We start from the raw sequence: 22,539 nt of genomic DNA on the forward strand, positions 1-22,539 counted from the left end.
CCGCGATTTTATTAAGCCACGCCTCCCGTTGCCCGCAGCAGCACGTCATTGATGACCTGCTCGGGCAAAAGCGATTCTCCCCGTTCATCCAGCATCATACGGCACCAGGCTTCCGCTGCCGGGGGTGAAAGTGATTTAAGTAATTGTGCCCCACAGGCGAGATTAGCCAGCTGCTGAGTAATTTCTCTGCCTCTCTCCTCCTGAGGCTTCCGCAAACGCTGCTGCAACTGCCGCCAGTTGCGATCGAAATGCCGGTTTTGCCCTTTAACCTCATCAAATTCGCTGCACAGCATCTCCATTGCCGCAGGCTGTTTGGCGAACACGCGCAGCACATCAAGGCTCATAATATTGCCCGATCCTTCCCAGATGCTGTTTACAGGCATTTCACGATATAACCGAGGCAACTCGCTCTCTTCGCAGTAGCCCACGCCACCCAGCACCTCCATCGTTTCTGCCACAAAAGGGATCCCTGCTTTACAGATGCTGAATTTCGCGGCCGGGGTAAACAAACGGCTGTAGGCCAGCTGTAGAGCATTGTCCGGCGACTCCCACGCTCGCGCCAGACGGAAAAGAAAAGCCGTCTGGCCTTCAAGCCGCAGCGCCATTTTTCCCAGTAGCTGACGCATCATCGGCTGTTCGATAAGCGTTTTGCCAAAGGCCTGCCGCTGAAGGGCGTGGCACAAGGCCACGGAGAGTGCTCGCCGCATCAGACCGTGACTCCCCAGCGCACAGTCAAAGCGGGTAAATCCGCCCATCTTCAAAATATGACGAATGCCTTCGCCTTCCTCACCAATAAGCCAGGCCGTGGCATCACAGAACTCGACTTCACTGCTGGCGTTTGAACGGTTGCCCAGCTTGTCCTTGAGCCGTTCAAGACGAACGGCATTGCGCTGGCCGTCCGGCAGAATACGCGGTAAGAAGAAGCACGACAGTCCGTCCTTAGCCTGAGCAAGCACCAGATGCGCATCGCTTTGCGGCACGGAGAAAAACCATTTATGCCCCACCAGCCGGTAAGCCTCACCGGCCCCTCGGCCAGCCAGCGGTTCCGCGCGAGTCGTGTTACTCAGCACGTCAGATCCCCCCTGCTTTTCAGTCATTCCCATACCGATCAGCAAACCACGTTTTTGTTCACCCGACAGCAAATGTGCATCATAGCGATCGCTCAGCAAGGGCTTGCGCCAGCCTTCAAATACTTTGGGTAAGTGCTGTAGCAGCAGTGGCGTTGCTCCAAACGTCATCGTAATCGGGCAAAGCGTGCCCGCTTCAACCTGAGCATGCTGGATAAACCGAGCCGCACGGGCAACAAAAGCGCCCTGACGAGCATCTTCTTGCCAGGTCAGGTTGTGAACCCGATTAGCAAACAGGCCTTGCATCAGCAAATGCCAGGCGGGGTGAAAACGAACATCGTCCAGGCGCTCTCCGCTGGCGTCAAACCGCAGCAGCTCCGGCGGATTGATGTTTGCCAGGCGGCCGAGCTCCAGAGATTCTGCAGATCCCAGCTGTTGGCCGATGCTGGCCAGCAGTTCAACATCCCAGCCAGCCCCTTCACGGACGACAGCTTCTCGCAACGGGATGTCTGAAAGAAAAAGATTGCTGTTGCTGAGGGGTTTGGGTTGATTAAAAACGGTGTGAGTTTGCCAGCGCATGCTGTTCCCTCCATCTGTGGCAATGCCAGTAAGTATGGACGGAGATGCGGGTTCTGCGCGGAGGGGGATCACAAACGGGGTGTTTCCACCCCATTCAGATGATGTGGCTTAACCGCGCTGACGCACGATTTCGAACAGGCAAACGCCGGTGGCAACGGACACGTTCAGAGAAGAAACGGTCCCGGCCATTGGAATGCTGACCAACTCATCGCAGTGCTCGCGGGTCAGACGACGCATGCCTTCACCTTCTGCGCCCATAACCAGCGCCATCGGGCCAGTGAATTTGCTCTGGAACAGAGTATGGTCTGCTTCACCGGCGGTGCCGACGATCCAGACGTTCTCTTCCTGCAGCAGACGCATGGTGCGGGCCAGGTTGGTGACGCGGATCAGCGGCACATTCTCCGCTGCGCCACAGGCAACTTTTTTTGCCGTCGCATTCAGCTGCGCGGAACGATCCTTCGGGACGATAACGGCATGCACACCCGCCGCGTCTGCGCTACGCAGGCAGGCACCAAGGTTATGCGGATCTGTTACACCGTCCAGGATCAGCAGGAACGGACGTTCGTGTTCGGCGATCAGGTCAGGCAAATCGTTTTCCTGATACTGGCGGCCCGGCTTCACTCGGGCGATGATACCCTGGTGTACCGCGCCTTCGGCTTTCTCGTCGAGCCACTGGCGATTTGCCACCTGCACCGGGATCCCTTGTGCTTCAATAGCGTGGATCAGCGGCAGCAGGCGCTTGTCTTCGCGACCTTTCAGGATAAAGACTTCCTGAAAACGCTGCGGAGCACGTTCAAGCAGGGCCTGGACGGCGTGAATGCCGTAAATAATTTCACTCATCGATATCACTCATTGCGGACGAGGGTTCGCCCGTGTTGGTTTGTTCATAATCGGGATTTTTCCCCTCACCCCGGCCCTCTCCCCAAAGGGGCGAGGGGGAAAACGATAAAAGCATACATTATCGTTCTGTTTGCCCCCTCTCCCTTTCCGGGAGGGAATAGGTCAGAGTGAGGGTAATATCAGCTCGCCTGCTTCTTCGCGGCGCGCTTCGCCTTCGTTGCTGCGGCTATTTTACGGGTTTTGTCAGACGGCGCTTTGGCTTTCTTCGGTTTCTTTCCAGCCTTCTCTTTCTTTGCTTTCGCTCCGTCTTTCTCTTTACGGAAAGCATTGTCCGGCTCGAAGTTTACGCGCTTGCCTGCCTGACGGCGCTTAGATGGTGCACCACCCTTTCCGCCTCGCTTCGCTTTGTCTTTTGCCGTTTTACCTTCGCCACGCGGCGCACGCGAGCTTGAGATCAACGCGAAGTCGATTTTACGTTCGTCCATGTGTACAGCTTCCACCCGAACCTCAACGCGGTCGCCCAGACGATAAGTCTGCCCGCCGGATTCGCCAATCAGGCGCTGACCAATCTGGTCAAAGCGGTAGTAGTCGTTGTCCAACGTCGAGACGTGAACCAGGCCGTCGATAAACAAATCGTCCAGACGCACGAAGAAACCGAAGCCTGTTACGCTGGCAATAATGCCGTTGAATACCTGGCCGACCTGATCCTGCATAAAGTCGCACTTCAACCAGTCCGCTACGTCGCGAGTCGCTTCGTCAGCGCGGCGTTCGGTCATCGAGCAGTGCTGACCCAACTGCAGCATCTCTTCCATGCTGTAGTGCCAGCCGCCGGATTCGGTGCTGTTCCCGGTATGCCCCTGCTCTTTTGCCAGTAAGTATTTAATGGCGCGGTGCAGGGACAAGTCCGGGTAGCGACGAATTGGCGAAGTAAAGTGCGCGTAGGACTGCAGCGCCAGACCAAAGTGCCCCCGGTTTTCCGGATCGTAAATCGCCTGTTTCATCGAGCGCAGCAGCATGGTTTGAAGCATTTCGTGGTCAGGGCGATCGGCGATAGATTCCAGCAGATCGGCGTAATCACGCGGTTCTGGTTTTTGCCCGCCTGGCAACTCAAGGCCCAGCTCAGCCAGCACCGAACGGAACGCGGTGATCGCATCGTTGCTTGGGCGATCGTGATCGCGGAAGAGCGCTGGCTCGTTATTCTTCTCGACAAAACGCGCCGCCGAGATGTTAGCGAGGATCATGCACTCTTCGATCAGTTTGTGTGCATCGTTACGCACGGTCTGCTCGACGCGCTCAATGCGGCGCTCGGCGTTGAAGATAAACTTCGCTTCTTCGCTTTCAAACGAGATACCGCCGCGTTGAGCACGAGAAACTTCCAGCACTTTGTAGAGGTTATGCAGCTCTTCGATGTGTTTAACCAGCGGCGCATATTGCTCGCGCAGTTCCTGATCGCCCTGCAGCATATGCCAGACCTTGGTGTAGGTCAGGCGCGCATGGGAGCTCATCACCGCTTCATAGAATTTATAGCCCGTCAGGCGCCCTGCCGCGGAGATGGTCATCTCGCAGACCATACACAGGCGGTCAACCTGCGGGTTGAGGGAACACAGGCCGTTTGAAAGCACTTCCGGCAGCATCGGTACTACCTGCGACGGGAAGTAAACTGACGTCCCGCGATTGCGGGCTTCGTTATCCAGCGCCGTAGGGGGACGAACGTAGTAACTTACGTCGGCAATCGCAACCCACAGGCGCCAGCCACCGCCGCGTTTTTTCTCGCAGAATACGGCATCGTCAAAGTCACGCGCGTCTTCGCCGTCGATGGTCACCAGCGGTAGATCGCGCAGATCAACACGGCCGATTTTAGCTTCTTCCGGCACTTCTTCTTTCAGTTTTGCAACCTGAGCTTCAACTTCTTTCGGCCAGACGTGCGGAATTTCATGGGTACGCAGCGCCATATCAACGGCCATGCCGGTATCCATGTTGTCGCCAAGCACTTCAACAATCTTACCGATCGCTTTGGTACGACGGGTCGGACGCTGGGTCAGCTCGACCACCACCACAAAGCCCATACGGGCACCCATCAGCGCTTCCGGCGGGATCAGAATATCGAAGCTCAGGCGGCTGTCGTCCGGCACCACAAAACCTACGCCTGCGTCGGTAAAGTAGCGGCCAACAATCAGCCCGGTTCTTGGCTCCAGCACGCGCACAATACGCGCTTCGCGGCGGCCTTTACGGTCCGCGCCGAGCGGCTGCGCCAGCACCAGATCGCCATGCATGCACATTTTCATCTGCTCGGATGAAAGATAGAGATCGTCTTTACTTCCTTCAACGCGCAGGAAACCGAATCCGTCGCGGTGGCCGATCACTTTACCTTTCAGCAGATCCAGGCGTTCCGGCAGCGCGTAACACTGGCGGCGGGTGAAAACCAGTTGGCCATCACGCTCCATCGCACGGAGACGGCGGCGCAAAGCTTCAAGCTGTTCTTCACCGGAGATTTTTAGTTCTTCCGCCAGCTCTTCGCGGCTGGCCGGTTTTTCACGTTTTGAGAGATGGTCGAGAATAAACTCCCGGCTTGGGATCGGGTTTTCGTATTTTTCGGCTTCTCGTTCCTGGAAAGGATCTTTTGACATTTCGGGTCCTCCGTTGTCATCCGCAGATGGAATCGTGATTATTCCACCAGCAGTAATTTGTAGAGCGGTTGGTTTTGGTCCACCAGGTCGGCCAGCGTGTGCTTGTCCAGTTCCTGAAGGAAACTCTGCACCGCCTCAGCCAAAGCCTGTTTGAGTCGGCAGGCGGGGGTGATATGACAAAACTCACTGCTACAGTTCACCAATGAGAGCGGCTCCAGCTCGCGCACCACGTCGCCAATGCGGATCGTTTCCGCTGGCTTACCAAGGCGAATGCCGCCATTTTTTCCTCGCACGGCCATAACATAGCCCGCGCGGCTGAGTTGATTGATGATTTTCACCATGTGATTACGGGACACGCCGTACACCTCTGTGACTTCAGAGATATTGGTCATTCTCCCTTCGGGAAGAGAAGCCATATAAATCAAAGCACGTAAACCGTAATCAGTAAAACTCGTTAACTGCACATCAACCTCATGGGTGGGAGGGGAAACGCTTTGCGTAAGGCAAGTTGTACCTTAAAGCAGGTACATATTGATGATAAACCAGCCATATGGTTGCCAGCTAATTTATTTGATTGGAATGATGAATAAAGCGGCGGGAAGAAAGCGATACGGGGTGTGAAACCACACCCCGTGACATCATTATGCGTCGAACGGATCGCGCAGAATCATGGTTTCAGTACGGTCCGGGCCGGTTGAAATAATATCAATAGGTACGCCGGTGACTTCTTCAATGCGTTTGATGTAGTTCAGCGCTGCCTGCGGCAGACCGCTGCGCTCTTTCACGCCGAAAGTGGTTTCAGACCAGCCAGGCATCACTTCATAAATCGGTTCGATACCTTCCCAGTCATCCGCAGCCATTGGCGTGGTGGTCACTTCACGACCATCAGGCATACGATAGCCTACGCAGATTTTCACTTCTTTCAGGCCGTCCAGGACGTCAAGCTTGGTCAGGCAGAAGCCGGACAAGGAGTTGATCTGCACGGCGCGACGCACGGCAACCGCATCCAGCCAGCCGGTACGACGGCGACGGCCGGTAGTAGCCCCGAATTCGTTACCCTGTTTGCACAGGAATTCGCCGATGTCATCGAACAGTTCAGTTGGGAACGGACCAGCACCCACGCGAGTGGAGTAAGCTTTGATAATACCCAGAACGTAATCCACATAGCGCGGACCGATGCCGGAGCCGGTCGCAACGCCACCTGCGGTGGTGTTAGAGGAGGTTACGTACGGATAGGTACCGTGGTCGATGTCCAGCAGCGTACCCTGAGCACCTTCGAACATGATGAAGTCGCCGCGTTGACGCGCCTGATCCAGCAGGTCAGAGACATCCACAACCATGCTGGTCAGAATGTCGGCAACCGCCATCGCATCGTCCAGCACTTTCTGGTAGTCAACGGCTTCAACTTTGTAGAAGTTCACCAGCTGGAAGTTATGGTATTCCATCACTTCTTTCAGCTTGTCTGCAAAGGTGGCTTTGTCGAACAGGTCGCCAACGCGCAGGCCACGACGGGCCACTTTGTCTTCGTAAGCCGGCCCGATGCCGCGACCGGTAGTACCGATAGCTTTCGCGCCGCGAGCTTTTTCACGCGCAACGTCCAGCGCAACGTGGTAGTCAAGGATCAGCGGGCAAGCTTCTGACAGCAGCAGACGCTCACGTACTGGAATACCGCGGTCTTCCAGGCCTTTCATCTCTTTCATCAGCGCAGCTGGAGACAGCACAACGCCGTTACCGATGATGCTGGTGACGTTTTCGCGAAGAATGCCTGATGGAATAAGATGAAGAACGGTTTTTTCACCGTTGATTACGAGAGTGTGACCTGCGTTGTGACCGCCCTGGTAGCGCACAACATATTTAGCCCGTTCAGTCAGAAGATCGACGATCTTTCCTTTACCTTCGTCACCCCATTGGGTGCCCAGTACGACGACGTTGTTACCCATTTTTCAAAATCACCGTTTGCTTAAAAATGGATTCTACCATCGGTTTCTCAGATGAACAGCCCTTTTAGTATACAAAATCAGTTTCTGCCGGATAAATTTCACTCAGCTACTGGCGCGACTCAACATGTAGTAGATAACAATGCCAGCAACCACAAGACCACCGCCAAAACGGCGCAATAGCGTGTCCGGTAATTGCGCCATAGCCAGAATCATTCGCCGCCAAATGCGCGGATAAAGCATCGGTCCCAGGCCTTCGAGTACCAAAACCAGCGCAAGCGCCAGCCAGATTGTTGAATTCATAATCATCCTTTACGGGCATAAAAAAAGAGCCGGTAAACCGGCTCTTTCTCATTACTCAGCGATTAGCGTGAGCTATTGGCTGGCGTTTTCATGTAACGGAAGAAGTCGCTGTCCGGGCTCAGTACCATGATGTCCTGATTAGACTGGAAGCTGGCTTCATAAGCACGCAGGCTACGGATAAAGGCGTAGAAGTCTGGATCCTGGCTAAACGCATCAGCAAACAGCTTCGCGGCTTCAGCATCACCTTCACCACGAGAGATACGCCCTTCACGCTCGGCTTCTGCCAGCGTACGGGTAACTTCGTAGTCTGCGGTTGCACGCAGCTTCTCAGCTTCTTCCTGACCCTGTGAACGGTGACGACGGGCAACTGCTTCACGCTCTGCACGCATACGGTTGTAAATCGCCTCGGACACTTCAGCAGGCAGGTTAATCTGCTTAATACGGACGTCCACAACTTCAATACCCAACGCCGCCATACTGTTCGGGTTAACCACCGGCACTTTACCGTTGGTCTCTTCAGTAATACGCGCCGCTGCGGAAGCAATGGCATCGTCAGCTGCAGGCGTTGCGACTTCATCATCCGTGCCCGCAGAACCGGAGTTCAGAGCGTCACGGACGTCCAACGTCAGGCGACCACGTGAATCGGTCACGATGTCTTTCACATCCAGACGACCAATCTCAGACCGCAGACGGTCACTGAACTTACGCTTCAGCAGGACTTCTGCCTGAGAAACATCACCACCACCGGTGGCAAGGTAGTAACGGCTGAAGTCGCTGATGCGCCACTTGATGTAGGAGTCAACGATCAGGTCTTTTTTCTCTTTGGTTACAAAGCGATCGGCCTGGTTGTCCATCGTCTGGATACGCGCATCCAGAGTTTTCACGGTTTCAATGAACGGGATCTTGAAGTGCAGACCTGGCTCATACACGACCGGTTTGTTTTCATCATCACGCAGGACTTTGCCGAAGCGTAATGTAATGCCGCGCTCGCCCTCATGCACCACAAACAGCGAGGTGTAGATCACGACCAGCACGATGATAATTACTGCCACAAAAGACTTACGCATCGTTATTCACTCCCTACGCGCTGGGTATCGTTGCGCAGTGCGTTGGCACGGCGCTGATCCATGATATCGCCACTCGAGGAGGACGAAGAGGTACTGGCACTGCTGCTTGAGCTGGACGCTGGCGGCAGACGCAGCAAATTGTTCGCTGCGCTGTTATCGCTCTTCGCGGCCGGCTGCTGAGCGCCGCCCTTCAACATCTGATCCAACGGCAGCACCATCAGGTTGCCACCTTTATCGTTAACCAGCACTTTACGGGTGTGGCTAAGGACTTTTTCCATGGTTTCGATATACAGACGCTCGCGGGTAATCTGCGGTGCGGCTTTATATTCAGGCAGCATCTTAGCGAAGCGAGCCACTTCACCCTGCGCTTCCAGAACGGTTTGTGCTTTATATGCACGCGCTTCTTCCAGAATACGCTGAGCCTGGCCGTTTGCACGCGGCTGTACTTCGTTGCTGTAAGCTTCTGCCTCACGGATGTACTGCTGTTCGTTCTCACGAGCGGCAATCGCATCATCAAAGGCGGCCTTAACTTCTTCTGGCGGACGTGCCGTCTGGAAGTTTACGTCCAGCAGCGTGATACCCATGTTGTAAGGCTTGATGGTTTCTTCAAGCTCACGCTGGGTATCGCTACGAATTACGGTACGCCCCTCGGTGAGGATCTTATCCATAGTGTATTTACCGATAACGCCCCGCAGTGCGCTGTCGGTGGCCTGACGCAGGCTGTCATCAGCACTGGTCACGCTGAACAGATAGCGCTGTGGATCGGTCACGCGGTACTGCACGTTCATCTCAACGCGCACGACGTTTTCGTCAGAAGTCAGCATCACACCGGACGCCGCAAGTTCACGTACCGACTCAACGTTCACTGCCTGGACGCTGTCGATAAACGTCGGTTTCCAGTTCAGACCCGGCTCAACGAGATGGCTGAATTTACCAAAGCGGGTCACAACACCGCGTTCGGCTTCTTTAATGGTATAGAACCCGGTTGCGGCCCAGATAATGACCGCGGCTGCAGCCACAATACCGATCACTCGACCGCCAATAGGATTGCCCGGCCCCTGCGATGCATTACCACCGCCGCTGCCACCGCTTTTCCCGCCGCCAAGGCCGCCGAGTTTTTTACTCAGCTTGCGGAAGATATCATCCAGATCAGGTGGCCCCTGATCGCGCCCTCCTTTGTTACCCCCAGAGTCGCCGCCAGGCTTGCTGCTTCCCCACGGGTCGCGGTCCTGTCCGTTATTACCGGGCTGATTCCACGCCATGTTTATGCTCCATATTTGTTGTGCGGTGATATCCCCCGAGGGGGAAATAGTCTTCAGGACATTTATACCCGTCATACTTCAAGCCGCAGGTGCGTTGGCTGCGCCCGCTCACCCCAGTCACATAGTTAGGCTATGCTCCTGGGAACTCTCGGCCTTGTCGCCTGCCTGCAACTCGAATTATTTAGGGTATATGAACCAGTCTGATGACATCTAAACGATGTAATCCGCGAGTGCCGGTTCTTGTTTACAGAGGCGACGCCAGTCCACGATAGGCATACGAACTTCTAACCCCACGCCCCCGTCTTCCTCTGTCCACTCTTTTTCTATTGCCTGAAGCTGATAAAAACGGCTCCGCAAACGCCCTGCCTGAGGGGGTAAACGCAGCGTATGCTGCGCAATTTCACCAGACAAACGCTCCGTCAGAGCCTGGAAAAGCAGTGGGACACCGGCACCGGTCTGTGCGGAAAGCCAGACGCGGATCGGCACATTCTCGTCGTTCCTGTCGATACGCGGCTCAAACTCATCCAGCGCATCGATTTTATTCATGACCAACAGCGTAGGGATTTCATTCGCCTCAATCTCTTCCAGTACGGTATCGACTGCTGCAATGTTTTCCTGCATCCGGAAGTCGGCCGCGTCAATCACGTGTAACAACAGCGTGGCCTGACGTGTCTCCTGCAAAGTGGCCTTAAACGCCGCTACCAGATCGTGAGGCAGGTGGCGAATAAAACCGACAGTATCTGCCAGCACGGTTTCGCCCACATCGGCGACGTCAATACGGCGCAGTGTAGGATCGAGTGTGGCAAATAGCTGATCCGCGGCATAAACATCGGCCGCGGTAATTCTATTAAATAGCGTGGATTTACCGGCGTTGGTGTAACCCACCAATGAAATCGTCGGCACATCGGCTTTATTACGTGAACGGCGTCCCTGCTCGCGCTGTTTTTCTACGCGCTCTAACCGCGAAAGGATCAGCATAATACGATTGCGCAGCAGACGACGGTCCGTCTCGAGCTGGGTTTCCCCTGGACCACGTAAACCGATCCCGCCTTTCTGGCGCTCAAGGTGAGTCCAGCCGCGTACCAGGCGCGTAGCCAAATGGCGAAGCTGGGCCAGCTCAACCTGCAATTTACCCTCATGGGTACGTGCACGTTGGGCAAAAATATCTAAAATTAACCCGGTGCGGTCGATAACACGACACTGGCACAGGGCTTCCAGATTACGTTCCTGGGCGGGCGATAACGCATGATCAAACAGCACAACCGACGCCCCAGTGGCCTTAACGGCCTCGGCAATCTCAACGGCTTTGCCTTCACCAACAAAATACTTTGGGTGCGGGGACTTGCGGCTACCGGTTACCACCTGCAGCGCTTCGACACCGGCTGAAGAGACCAGGGATTCAAACTCCGCCAGGTCTTCCATGTCTTTGTCTTGCGAAAAATAGATGTGAACCAGTACCGCCTGCTCACCGGCATCATAACGGTCAAACAAGCGTATAACCTCTCAAAAAGACCAGCGGGGAACGCAGTTGAACTGGTCCCCCGACCGGGAAAACAACAAGCAACCTTATTCGGTTTCTTCGCTGTCTTGTTGCGGCGCAGAACCAGCCTGCGCGCTGCCGCCGTGATGGTAGCCGCCAGAACCGCCGGTGCCGGTGTTATTGCTATGATGAGAAACCGGACGAGACGGAACAACGGTAGAAATCGCGTGCTTATAGACCATCTGGCTGACCGTGTTTTTCAACAGGATCACGAACTGATCGAAAGACTCAATTTGACCTTGCAGCTTAATACCATTCACCAAATAAATAGAAACTGGAACACGTTCACGACGCAGTGCGTTCAAGAACGGATCTTGTAAAGATTGCCCCTTAGCCATTCTATCTTTTCCTTATATGTTTGTTGTTTGTCACTCAAGAGCGATTAGCTCTGAAAAACTGCGTAAAAATTTGCGCACGCTGACGATTCAATTGTACACATTCACCCATGCTTCGCACTAACAACCTGTAGCACTTCGCTGTATGCCTGCTCAGGTTTTTCACTGTCTAACCAGTGAACTCCTTCCCAACCACGCAGCCAGGTCATCTGGCGCTTAGCCAATTGACGCGTCGCGCAAATACCTCGATAAACCATTTCATCGTATGACGTTTCACCGGCCAAATAAGACCACATCTGGCGGTAGCCCACACAACGGATGGAAGGCATCTCCGTATGCAAATCTCCGCGAGCAAAAAGCGCCCGCACTTCTGCTTCAAAACCTGAAGCTAACATCTGATGAAAACGCTGCTCAATTCGCTGATGGAGCAGTTCACGGCTCGCCGGGGCGATGGCGAACTGATGCACCTGATACGGCAGAGCTTCTCCTGACGTTTGCGTCAGTTCCGTTAAAGTTTTACCCGAAATGAAAAAAACTTCCAGTGCCCGGGAAAGCCTTTGCGGATCATTTGGATGAATCCGGGCAGCGGCAACCGGATCGATTTCCTCCAGTTGACGATGCAGCGCATTCCATCCTTGCTCTGCCGCCTGTTGCTCTATTCTTGCCCTGACTTCCGGGTCCGCCGACGGCAGTGGCGAAAGCCCTTCCAGCAGCGCTTTAAAATAGAGCATAGTGCCGCCGACCAGCAGCGGAATACGCCCGGCGGCGGTAATTTCAGCCATCTCGGCCAGCGCATCGCGGCGAAAATCTGCCGCAGAGTACGCCTGAGCCGGGTCAAGCAGGTCCAGTAACCGGTGAGGCGCCTGGGCTTGCTCTTGTTCCGTTGGCTTAGCGGTACCGACATCCATTCCACGATAGATGAGGGCCGAATCTACGCTTATCAACTCTACCGGCAAAGTTTTACGCAAATTAATAGCAAGTGCCGTCTTACCTGAGGCCGTTGGCCCCATTAAAAAAATCGCCTGTGGCCTTTTTTTATCTTCAGTCATCTTTCAGGGCGTTCATCGCCGATTGTAAATCAACAGGTTGCAGTAAACCGCTGGGGGGTGATTTCACCAACTGCGGGCAAAGACGTTCAACGTCTGCCAGCAGGGTAATCGCCTGAGCCTGACTCCACTGTTCGTGATCGCTTGCCAAATGACGAGCAATCCACAAAGCCAGCTGGCCCGCCGAAACGTCCGCCTGTTGCGCCAGGTATCCTGGCAGTTCGTGAATCAAGATTTGTAAATTTTGTTTCCGTAAAGGTAAAGGTACCGTGCGAATTGTTATCTGCCGGGCATCGGTATCAAACTCAATGCCCATTTCTTTTAAAAGCGCCTGATATTTAACCAATACGTCATGTTCTTCGCGACTGACTTTCAGCCGGAGCGGAATCAGCAGCGGCTGAGCACGCAGGCCTTCACTCCCCGGCGCCAGTTGCGCCTGTTTTAGCCACCGTTCGGCCACCACCAGCGAAAGCAGCGAAAGTTTGCCCTGTCGCTCCAGCAAAGCTTTATCCGGCGGTAAAACCGTTAACACCCGGCCAAAACTTTGCGAGTGGCCGTCTAACGCAGCTGGCTCTTCAGCACGAACGGCAGGTTTTGGCTCGACGTCGGGCGTCTCAAACAACTGATGGTAAAGGGCACCCTGCTGCTTTTGATAGCCAGGCGCTGCGTGTGGCCAAAGGGGCGTACCTCCGACCCCGGCTGGACGGCCACCGCTGCCAGATGTAGACGAAATCTGCCTTGGCGCAGTCTCACGGGGCTCACGCGCGACGGCTGGCGTGGCAAACTGATTGCGCCCGGCGGCAACACGGTTTTCCGGCTGCCAGCGCTCAACGGGCGTTTCCGCCGTTTCTTCCAGCGCCAGGGCGTTCTCACCCTGCTGCTGAAGTACGCTTATCACGCCCTGATAAATAAAGTCATGCACCAGCCGTGACTGATGGAAACGCACCTCATGCTTCGCAGGGTGAACGTTAACGTCCACCTGATGCGGGTCGATCTCCAGATACAGCACAAAGGCTGGCTGCTGATCCACGCCCAGTTTGTCTTCACAGGCCTGGCGAATCGCATGGTTAATTAAGCGGTCGCGCATCATGCGCCCGTTAACATAACAATATTGGATCTCCGCCAGGGCCGAAGTGGTTGCAGAAGGCTCAGCAACCCAGCCACGTAGCATCAAATCCCCGTGCTGCCACTCAATGGCCAGCGCCTGTTCAAGAAACGGCGTACCGCAAATGGCCCCCAGGCGACGCTCGCGTGGCGCATCTTCCTGTACGGCACGGTACTGGCGGATCATTTTGCCGTTGTGATTAAGCGTGATAGAAACGTCGAACCGCGCCAGCGCAATGCGGCGGACCACTTCATCAATATGATTAAATTCGGTTTTTTCGGTGCGCATGAACTTTCGGCGCGCAGGCGTGTTGTAAAACAGATCGAGCACTTCGAGCGTTGTTCCAACGGGGTGCGCGGCTGGTTTGACCGTCACAGCCTGGTCACGCCCTTCGGCGTAGGCCTGCCAGGCTTCATTTTGTTCTGCGGTACGCGATGTCAGGGTCAGGCGGGAAACGGAGCTGATACTTGCCAGCGCTTCGCCGCGAAACCCGAGGCTGATAATGGCCTCCAGATCGTCAAGCGAAGCAATTTTACTGGTGGCGTGGCGAGCCAGCGCCAGCGCCAGCTCTTCCTGCCTGATACCGCAGCCGTTGTCCCGAATACGAATGAGCTTCGCGCCACCACGTTCAATGTCGATATCTATGCGCGTGGCCCCGGCATCAAGGCTGTTCTCAACCAGCTCCTTCACTACCGACGCAGGGCGCTCTACAACCTCGCCAGCGGCGATCTGGTTCGCAAGCTGCGGCGGCAGAACCTGAATCGGCATGTTATCTCCTTAGTTGGTCACCGCGACCTGCTGCGGCGAACCCAGTTGGCTACGGGCAGTTTGCTCATTCGATGGAGCAGACTGCAGCGGGTGCTCGCGGAAATAGTTACGCAGCCCCTCATAAATGGCCTGAGCTATTTGCTGCTGGTAAGAGTCGCTGCCAAGCAAGCGCTCTTCGGAACTGTTGCTGATGAAGCCCGTTTCAACCAACAGAGAAGGAATATCCGGTGAACGCAGCACGCCCAGGCTCGCGTGTTCCGGGCGGCGCTTATGCAAAGAGCCTACGCGCTGCAGCTGAGCCAGCACTTTGGTCGCGACATCATACCCGACGCGCTGAGAATGACCGAACTGCAAATCCAGCACAGCCTGGCTCAGGTAGGGATCGGCCTGGCTATTTGCCAGCACATCTCCCGCGCCGCCCAGCAACTCAGATTGTTTCTCGTGCTGCTCCAGCCAGCCCGCCATTTCACTGTTTGCACGGCGGTTAGAAAGCACCCAGACGGATGCGCCAGTGGCATCGCGATTCGGCGCTGCATCCGCATGAATAGACACTAGCAGGTTTGCATTCTGCTTACGCGCTACGTCTGAACGCCCCATGACCGAGATAAAGTAATCCCCATCGCGCGTCAGTACGCCACGGAACATCGGGTCATCGTTCAGCAGGGCTTTCAGCTTCCGCGCGATAGAAATAGTGACGTTCTTTTCCTGCGTGCCGCCGGGGCCAATCGCACCGGGGTCCTGACCGCCGTGACCGGCATCAATGGCGACCACGACGGTATCCGACGGGCCACTGTTTTTTGCACGAGCCGCCGGGCGAGTCACGGTATTAGAACCTATCACGCCGGTGATCTGCTGAGGCTTAAAGGGATTACGGGCAGGATCTGGAGCCTGAACGGGGGCAACGGGCTCAACGCGTTTAGCCACAACCGGCGGCGGTGGTGGAGGTGGAGGTGCATCAGCGTTGATTGTAAAGATAACGGTATAGTTGGCACCGTTTTGCTGTTTCACCGCGCGGGTTTTACCAGGCTGGGTTAAATCGACGACCAGGCGCAAAGATTGATCGTCTTTTGGCTGTCCGGCGCTAATGCTTTTCACCAGATTACTGCCGCTAAACTGCAAAGGCAGTCCGCGAATTACGCCGGTTTGTTTGATATCCAGCGCAACGCTTCGCTTATTATCCTGTGAAAAAGTGTATTCCGGGTCGCCCATAAAACTAAAAGTGATACGTGCCTGATTTTCACCGTTGGAAACCTGAATATCAGACAGCGCCGCCGCCCCCGCTTGTGCACAGCACAGCAGCAGGAATCCAGCCATCAACCAACCTTTCACGCGATAGATCATCCCGTCATCCTTGCTATTTGGCTAACCGCGCCAGTAACGCTTCACCAGATGAGGAAACGGCGGCAATGCGCGCTTCGCGACCTTGCGCCTCGTAGCTCAGGTGAATTTCGACATCCGGGTCCGGGAGCACACCTGTCCCCTGCTGCGGCCATTCCACCAGGCAAATTGCGTCGTTGGTGAAATAGTCACGGATCCCCATAAATTCAAGCTCTTCGGGGTCTGCCAGACGATACAAGTCAAAGTGATAAACCATCAGGTTATCAAGCTGATATGGCTCAACTAATGTATAGGTTGGGCTTTTAACGTTGCCCTTGTGCCCCAGGGCCTGTAAAAAACCACGGCTAAAGGTGGTTTTGCCCGCGCCGAGGTCACCATAAAGGTAAATCACCGTCGCGCCCTCACAGGCCTGTGCCAGGCGTTCACCCAACGCTAACGTTGCCGCTTCTTCAGGTAATGCAATAACTCGATTCATCATGGCTTCAGGTATTCAAATCCGGGTTAACAAACAGGTAAAGCGTTGAAAGCAGGTCGCTTGCCAGCATGCCGCGCATGCCTCGCTGGCGAGCTAAAACATCAGCCGCCGCGCCGTGTGCCACGCAGCCTGCACAGGCAGCATCATAAGGGGTAAGCTTCTGTGCCAGCAATGCGGCAATGATCCCCGACAGCACATCCCCCATTCCACCGCTTCCCATCCCGGCATTGCCAACGTCGATAACGCCCAGCCGATCGTGGCTGGCAACCAGCGTGCCGGCACCTTTTAAGACCACGGTTCCGCCATAACGTTTGACCAAACGCCTTACTGCAAGTAAGCGGTCACTCTCAATTTGTGACACAGCGCAATTTAGCAGCCGTGCCGCTTCGCCGGGATGAGGCGTAATCACGCGATTCTGACGTTTATCCGGGTTGATTGCCAGAAGGTTAAGCGCGTCCGCATCCCAAAGCATCGGTTTACGGCTATTTTCGACTTTCTGCAGCGCTTTCTTGCCCCATTCCTGCTGCCCAAGCCCTGGCCCAATGGCCACCACATCCGCCCATTCCAGAGCCTCATCAAGCGATTGTGGCATCAGCTCATGAACCATTAACTCAGGGCAAGCGGTAAGCAGTGGCGCAACGTTTTCAGCACGAGTAAGTACCCGAACAAGACCCGCGCCTGCACGAAGCGAAGCTTCGCCTGTCATACGAATGGCTCCGGCAGTGCCGCTGTCGCCACCAATCAGTACCAGCCGCCCGTTATCCCCTTTATGCGAAGTCGGCCGCCTCGGTTTAATCCACCCGGCAAGCTGCTGAACATCAAACCGGGAAATGGGCGCGATCTGCCTTTCGAGCCAGGGTTCAAGCCCCAGAGCGGCATAGTGCAATCTACCAACCACATCTCGCGCCTTCCCTGTGAGTAAACCTGGTTTGAGTGCGATAAACGTCACCGTATCCGCCGCCTGAACCACCGTGCCGGGCACAGCGCCCGTTTCTGCCAGCAGACCAGAAGGAATATCCAACGCAACAACCGGTGCAGGGTGATCGTTTATATGCTCAATCAGTTGAGCAATACCTTCACGCGGCGCGCTACTTAAGCCAATGCCCAGCAAGGCATCAACAATCAAATCAACGTCTGCGGGCCAGATTTTATCGGGATCGTGCGGAACGCCGCCCGCATTAAGCCACGCTTCACGCGCCTGAGCGGCTTCTTCGGGCAAGGGCTTATCGCTTTCTACCGCCAGCAACGTTGTCTGAAAACCAGCCGCCTGCGCCAGCCGGGCAACGACATACCCGTCTCCGCCGTTATTTCCGTGCCCACAGACAATCAGCCAGTGGCGAGCGTCAGGATAACGCGTGCGAGCAATCTGAAATGCCGCTTCACCGGCACGCTGCATCAGTTCATAAAGCGTAATGCCCAGGCTATTGGCGGCGTCTTTTTCAGCATTACGCAGCCAGTCTGCCGGCCAGACCGAATGTGGTATACTTTTGACGTACTTTTTCAGGTTATGGTCCGTCATGTCACAGCCCCTCGATTACAATCAGTTAGCGCAAAGCATTAAACAATGGGGCAAAGATCTTGGCTTCCAGCAGGTCGGTATTACCGATACCGATCTCACCGCCAGCGAGCCGCAGCTGCAGGAATGGCTCGACAAGCAATATCACGGTGAAATGGACTGGATGGCCCGGCACGGCATGATGCGCGCGCGCCCACACGAACTGGTGCCCGGTACGCTTAGGGTCATTAGCGTTCGCATGAATTACCTTCCAACCAACGCCGCCTTCGCCTCAACGCTGAAAAACCCGCAGCTAGGTTACGTCAGCCGCTACGCGCTGGGCCGTGATTACCATAAAGTCTTGCGTAACCGCTTAAAAAAGCTGGGGGAAATGATTCAGTCCCACTGCTCCACGCTGAATTTTAGACCTTTTGTTGACTCCGCGCCGCTTCTTGAGCGCCCCCTGGCCGAAAAAGCCGGGCTGGGCTGGACAGGTAAGCACTCACTAATCCTTAATCGCGAGTCGGGTTCGTTCTTCTTCCTCGGCGAATTGCTGGTCGACATTCCGCTGCCGATTGATTCCCCCGTTGAGGAGGGCTGCGGCCGCTGTGTAGCCTGCATGACCCTTTGCCCGACCAACGCCATCGTCGAGCCCTACACGGTGGACGCAAGACGGTGTATTTCCTATCTGACCATAGAACTTGAAGGTGCAATCCCGGAAGAATTCCGGCCGCTTATCGGCAACCGCATCTACGGCTGCGATGACTGCCAGCTAATCTGCCCGTGGAACCGCTACTCGCAGCTTAGCGAAGAAGATGACTTCAGCCCTCGTAAGGCACTCCATTCTCCGCCGTTGATCGAGCTGTTTGCCTGGAGTGAGCAGCACTTCCTGCGCGTGACCGAAGGCTCAGCGATCCGTCGCATTGGCCACCTTCGCTGGCTGCGTAATATCGCCGTTGCGCTGGGCAACGCGCCCTGGGATGAGGCGAATCTGGCCGCGCTTGAACAGAGACAAGGTGAGCACCCACTTCTGGATGAGCACATTGAATGGGCGATTGCGCAACAATTAGCCAGACGAAGCGAGCAGGCCGTTGAGGTTCAGTTACCGAAGAAACAGCGTCTGGTGAGGGTGATTGAGAAAGGGCTTCCGCGCGACGCGTGATATGTCCACAGCGTGTGCATAACATTCAAAAACACGTTGTCATTCAAGTGTCAAAATTTCTGCAAGCATTACATTAATATTTCGACACTAAATTAATACCTTAATTATCAATGCATTAAAATATTGGTGTAATAAATATTACATTTGTAGAAGACGCGAGGAACGACAGAAGGCTGTGGATAAGTCTGTTCATAGTTGTATTGCAAGACAGCAAAATACCATCCGCGACGCTTGCTGGACGCTGTGGATAATTTATGCTTGAAAGGAAAATTTGGAGCGGGAAACGAGACTCGAACTCGCGACCCCGACCTTGGCAAGGTCGTGCTCTACCAACTGAGCTATTCCCGCTTGGGTGGTGCGTGGCTGTAAAAGCCAATCAAATTTTGGAGCGGGAAACGAGACTCGAACTCGCGACCCCGACCTTGGCAAGGTCGTGCTCTACCAACTGAGCTATTCCCGCTTGGGTGGTGCATGGCTGTAAAGGCCAAATCAAATTTTGGAGCGGGAAACGAGACTCGAACTCGCGACCCCGACCTTGGCAAGGTCGTGCTCTACCAACTGAGCTATTCCCGCTCTGTGTAACGCTGCAAATTCTGCATCGGTACGGGAGGCGCATTATACGAGAATTCGTTTTTGTCGCAAGCCCTCAAGCGTTTTTTTTCGCGATTTTCGTCTGACTGCTGGTTAAATCGCCATGATGATTATTTTATCGTCGTCTTTGGCTATTTTCCCCTCACCTTTCGGCAAGGGGACTGTTTTTAAAGCTTAATAAAATTCTCGCGATAGTAAGCCAGTTCCGCTACGGACTCGCGAATATCGTCCATCGCCTGGTGGGTCCCCTGTTTTTTAAAGCCGGGCAGAATTTCTGGCTTCCAGCGGCGCGCCAGCTCTTTCAACGTGCTCACGTCGAGGTATCGATAATGGAAGTAGGCTTCCAGCTCAGGCATATACTTAAACAAGAAGCGACGATCCTGCCCGATGCTGTTCCCGCAAATTGGAGATGTATTCGCCGGCACCCACTGCTTCAGAAACTCCAGCGTCGCCAACTCCGCAGCACGGTCGTCAAGCGAGCTTGCTTTCACGCGCTCAACCAGCCCGCTTGCGGTATGGGTGCGAACGTTCCAGTCATCCATTAACGCCAGCTGTGCATCAGACTGATGTACCGCGATGGTTGGCCCTTCTGCCAGAATGTTCAGGTTGGCATCAGTCACCAGGGTAGCAATCTCAATAATGCGATCCCGCTCGGGATCCAGACCGGTCATTTCTAAATCAATCCAAATCAGATTGTTTTCGTTTCCACTCATGTTATTTTCCACCCTTCTTGTGCGTCGCCCACCCTTGACGATGGGTTAATTCGTATAAAATAGTGTGTATCATAGAGGTTTTGCCCCCCAGGGGCGACCAGGAGCCAGTACGCTTGAGCAAAAATAAACTCTCCAAAGGACAGCAGCGCCGCGTCAACGCGAACCACCAGCGTCGTCTGACAAAAACCGTGGAGAAAGCCGACTATGACGATGCCCAGTTTGGTGAACCGCGCGAAGGCACGGTCATCAGCCGCTTTGGCCAGCATGCGGACGTCGAGTCGCACGAAGGCACGGTACATCGCTGCAACATTCGTCGCACCATTCGTTCGCTGGTTACCGGCGACAAGGTAGTCTGGCGCCTGGCGAAAGAGGCCGCCGAAGGCGTCTCGAAAAAAGGGATTGTGGAGGCCGTGCATGAGCGTACCTCCGTTCTGACCCGCCCAGACTTTTACGACGGCGTAAAACCGATTGCGGCCAACATAGACCAAATCATCATCGTTTCGGCCATTCTGCCGGAGCTGTCGTTGAATATCATCGACCGCTATCTCGTTGCCTGCGAAACCCTCGACGTTGAGCCACTGCTGGTGCTGAACAAAACCGATCTGCTGGACGATGAAGGCCGGGCCTTCGTTAACGAGCAGATGGATATCTACCGCAAAATTGGCTATCGCGTGCTGATGGTTTCCAGCTATAAAGCAGAAGGGCTTAAAGAGCTTGAAGCCGAGCTCGTGGGCCGCATCAGCATCTTTGCGGGCCAGTCCGGTGTGGGTAAATCAAGCCTGCTGAATCACCTGTTAGGCTTCACCGATAAACAAATTCTGGTGAATGACGTTTCCGACGTCTCTGGTCTTGGCCAGCACACCACCACGGCTTCCCGCCTTTATCACTTCCCGGGCGGCGGCGATGTCATTGACTCCCCCGGCGTGCGTGAATTTGGCCTCTGGCACCTCGAGCCTGAACAAATCACCCACGGGTTTGTCGAATTCCATGATTACTTAGGCCGTTGTAAATACCGCGACTGCCGCCACGACAATGACCCAGGCTGTGCCCTGCGAGAAGCCGTGGAACAAGGCCAGATCGCTGAAACACGTTTCGAAAACTACCACAGAATTCTGGAAAGCATGGCGCAGGTAAAAACGCGTAAAAGCTTTTCTGATACTGACAACTGACAATTAAGCTGGGCGCCGCTAGAATCGCCCCTTTTCTGTATCGGCCCACATGCAGGGCATTTAGCCAGGAGGCTATTTTGTTAGACAACATTAAACTTTCGCTGCAGTACATTCTGCCAAAACTGTGGCTGACTCGCCTGGCGGGCTGGGGCGCAAGCAAACGTGCTGGCTGGCTGACCAAACTGGTCATCGATCTGTTCGTCAAATACTACAAAGTCGACATGAATGAGGCGCAAAAGCCGGACACCGCCGCTTACCGCACCTTCAATGACTTTTTTGTGCGTCCACTGCGCGATGACGTACGTCCGGTAAATACCGACCCTAACGTGCTGGTGATGCCTGCCGACGGTGTGATAAGCCAGTTGGGCCGCATCGAAGAAGATAAAATCCTGCAGGCAAAAGGCCATAACTACAGCCTGGAAGCGCTGCTGGCAGGTAACTACCTGATGGCCGACCTGTTCCGCAACGGCAGCTTCGCCACAACTTACCTTTCACCTCGTGACTACCACCGCGTGCACATGCCGTGTAACGGCATTCTGCGTGAAATGATCTATGTTCCGGGTGACCTTTTCTCCGTCAATCACCTGACGGCGCAAAACGTCCCGAACCTGTTTGCCCGTAATGAACGCGTGATCTGCCTGTTCGACACCGAGTTTGGCCCAATGGCGCAAATTCTGGTTGGTGCTACCATTGTTGGCAGCATTGAAACCGTTTGGGCTGGCACCATTACGCCACCGCGTGAAGGCGTGATTAAACGCTGGACATGGCCTGCAGGCGAAAGTGAAGGTGCCGTTGCACTGCTTAAGGGCCAGGAAATGGGTCGCTTCAAGCTGGGCTCGACGGTGATTAACCTCTTTGCGCCGGGTAAAGTAAACCTGGCAGAGCAGCTGAAAAACCTGTCCGTCACCAAAATCGGCGAAGTGCTGGCTGTCTCAAGCGAACCCGTCATTGAGCCTGAAGTTCCGGTGAGCGAAATCCCTGCCGAGATGCTGGACACCAAAGCAGACGAACCCGAAGCGCCAAAAACTGCAGAATAACGTCTAAAATCAGGCGACCGGTCACCCCGGAGCCTGCAAGCTCACAGCACTTAACCACGAAAATCAACCCATTGATTTTCTGC

At 54.9% G+C, this 22,539-nt stretch carries 19 protein-coding genes and 3 tRNA genes; 3 read left to right on the forward strand and 19 right to left on the reverse strand.

Going from position 1 to position 22,539, the window contains the following annotated elements; all coding sequences use genetic code 11:
- Positions 1-11 precede the first annotated feature (11 nt).
- From WFN87_RS18325 to nnr, 15 genes are all read right to left on the reverse strand, one after another.
- Positions 12-1,646 (reverse strand): isovaleryl-CoA dehydrogenase, encoded by a 1,635-nt coding sequence (locus WFN87_RS18325; RefSeq protein ID WP_336983520.1) that lies wholly within the window; start codon positions 1,644-1,646, stop codon positions 12-14.
- Between the two features lie 108 nt (positions 1,647-1,754).
- Positions 1,755-2,486, reverse strand: a complete 732-nt coding sequence (rlmB, locus tag WFN87_RS18330) for a 23S rRNA (guanosine(2251)-2'-O)-methyltransferase RlmB (RefSeq protein WP_008460387.1) — start codon at positions 2,484-2,486, stop codon at positions 1,755-1,757.
- Between the two features lie 179 nt (positions 2,487-2,665).
- Positions 2,666-5,113: a ribonuclease R gene (gene rnr, locus WFN87_RS18335; RefSeq protein WP_008460386.1), complete on the reverse strand. Its 2,448-nt coding sequence runs from the start codon at positions 5,111-5,113 to the stop codon at positions 2,666-2,668.
- Positions 5,114-5,151: 38 nt separating this feature from the next.
- Positions 5,152-5,577: a nitric oxide-sensing transcriptional repressor NsrR gene (gene nsrR, locus WFN87_RS18340; protein WP_008460383.1), complete on the reverse strand. Its 426-nt coding sequence runs from the start codon at positions 5,575-5,577 to the stop codon at positions 5,152-5,154.
- A gap of 177 nt (positions 5,578-5,754) precedes the next feature.
- Positions 5,755-7,053: an adenylosuccinate synthase gene (locus WFN87_RS18345; RefSeq protein ID WP_008453598.1), complete on the reverse strand. Its 1,299-nt coding sequence runs from the start codon at positions 7,051-7,053 to the stop codon at positions 5,755-5,757.
- Positions 7,054-7,155: 102 nt separating this feature from the next.
- Positions 7,156-7,353, reverse strand: a complete 198-nt coding sequence (locus WFN87_RS18350; protein WP_008453600.1) for a DUF2065 domain-containing protein — start codon at positions 7,351-7,353, stop codon at positions 7,156-7,158.
- A gap of 62 nt (positions 7,354-7,415) precedes the next feature.
- Entirely contained in the window at positions 7,416-8,420 is a 1,005-nt protein-coding gene (gene hflC, locus WFN87_RS18355) for a protease modulator HflC (protein ID WP_008453602.1), read from the reverse strand.
- Positions 8,421-8,422: 2 nt separating this feature from the next.
- Positions 8,423-9,682: an FtsH protease activity modulator HflK gene (gene hflK, locus WFN87_RS18360; protein ID WP_166877258.1), complete on the reverse strand. Its 1,260-nt coding sequence runs from the start codon at positions 9,680-9,682 to the stop codon at positions 8,423-8,425.
- Between the two features lie 210 nt (positions 9,683-9,892).
- A complete protein-coding gene (gene hflX, locus WFN87_RS18365; protein ID WP_336983521.1) occupies positions 9,893-11,173 on the reverse strand; it encodes a ribosome rescue GTPase HflX in 1,281 nt (426 codons plus the stop codon).
- 75 nt (positions 11,174-11,248) lie between these two features.
- Positions 11,249-11,560: an RNA chaperone Hfq gene (gene hfq, locus WFN87_RS18370; protein ID WP_008453608.1), complete on the reverse strand. Its 312-nt coding sequence runs from the start codon at positions 11,558-11,560 to the stop codon at positions 11,249-11,251.
- A 101-nt stretch (positions 11,561-11,661) separates the two neighbouring features.
- A complete protein-coding gene (gene miaA, locus WFN87_RS18375; protein WP_008453610.1) occupies positions 11,662-12,606 on the reverse strand; it encodes a tRNA (adenosine(37)-N6)-dimethylallyltransferase MiaA in 945 nt (314 codons plus the stop codon).
- On the reverse strand, positions 12,599-14,476 hold the full coding sequence (gene mutL, locus WFN87_RS18380; RefSeq protein ID WP_336983522.1) for a DNA mismatch repair endonuclease MutL: 1,878 nt from the start codon (positions 14,474-14,476) through the stop codon (positions 12,599-12,601). The genes miaA and mutL overlap by 8 nt, the downstream gene beginning before the upstream one ends.
- A gap of 9 nt (positions 14,477-14,485) precedes the next feature.
- Positions 14,486-15,817 carry an N-acetylmuramoyl-L-alanine amidase AmiB gene (amiB, locus tag WFN87_RS18385; protein WP_336983523.1) on the reverse strand — a complete coding sequence of 444 codons (1,332 nt, stop codon included), beginning with the start codon at positions 15,815-15,817 and terminating at the stop codon, positions 14,486-14,488.
- A 13-nt stretch (positions 15,818-15,830) separates the two neighbouring features.
- A complete protein-coding gene (tsaE, locus tag WFN87_RS18390; protein WP_008453617.1) occupies positions 15,831-16,292 on the reverse strand; it encodes a tRNA (adenosine(37)-N6)-threonylcarbamoyltransferase complex ATPase subunit type 1 TsaE in 462 nt (153 codons plus the stop codon).
- Positions 16,293-16,296: 4 nt separating this feature from the next.
- The gene (gene nnr / locus WFN87_RS18395; protein WP_336983524.1) at positions 16,297-17,808 is read right to left on the reverse strand and encodes a bifunctional ADP-dependent NAD(P)H-hydrate dehydratase/NAD(P)H-hydrate epimerase; all 1,512 of its coding nucleotides are present in this window, start codon (positions 17,806-17,808) and stop codon (positions 16,297-16,299) included.
- Here nnr and queG point away from each other — a divergent pair.
- A complete protein-coding gene (gene queG / locus WFN87_RS18400) occupies positions 17,807-18,946 on the forward strand; it encodes a tRNA epoxyqueuosine(34) reductase QueG (RefSeq protein ID WP_166993296.1) in 1,140 nt (379 codons plus the stop codon). The two genes, nnr and queG, sit on opposite strands and share 2 nt — an antisense overlap.
- 272 nt (positions 18,947-19,218) lie before the next feature.
- Here the strand turns inward: queG and WFN87_RS18405 are convergent.
- The 4 genes from WFN87_RS18405 to orn all read right to left on the reverse strand — a co-directional run bounded on the left by WFN87_RS18405 (position 19,219) and on the right by orn (position 20,250).
- A tRNA-Gly gene (locus WFN87_RS18405) sits at positions 19,219-19,294 on the reverse strand.
- Positions 19,295-19,330: 36 nt separating this feature from the next.
- Positions 19,331-19,406 (reverse strand) — tRNA-Gly (locus tag WFN87_RS18410).
- A 37-nt stretch (positions 19,407-19,443) separates the two neighbouring features.
- Positions 19,444-19,519: transfer RNA gene (locus WFN87_RS18415), tRNA-Gly, on the reverse strand.
- A gap of 185 nt (positions 19,520-19,704) precedes the next feature.
- Complete coding sequence (gene orn / locus WFN87_RS18420; RefSeq protein WP_008453623.1) at positions 19,705-20,250, reverse strand: oligoribonuclease; 546 nt, start codon at positions 20,248-20,250, stop codon at positions 19,705-19,707.
- A 113-nt stretch (positions 20,251-20,363) separates the two neighbouring features.
- Here orn and rsgA point away from each other — a divergent pair, with 113 nt between their 5' ends.
- Entirely contained in the window at positions 20,364-21,419 is a 1,056-nt protein-coding gene (gene rsgA, locus WFN87_RS18425) for a small ribosomal subunit biogenesis GTPase RsgA (RefSeq protein ID WP_008453624.1), read from the forward strand.
- Positions 21,420-21,496: 77 nt separating this feature from the next.
- Positions 21,497-22,456 (forward strand): archaetidylserine decarboxylase, encoded by a 960-nt coding sequence (gene asd / locus WFN87_RS18430; RefSeq protein WP_336983525.1) that lies wholly within the window; start codon positions 21,497-21,499, stop codon positions 22,454-22,456.
- Positions 22,457-22,539: the final 83 nt, after the last annotated feature.

Source organism: Cedecea sp. AS113 (genome assembly GCF_037152415.1).
GTDB lineage: Bacteria > Pseudomonadota > Gammaproteobacteria > Enterobacterales > Enterobacteriaceae > Cedecea.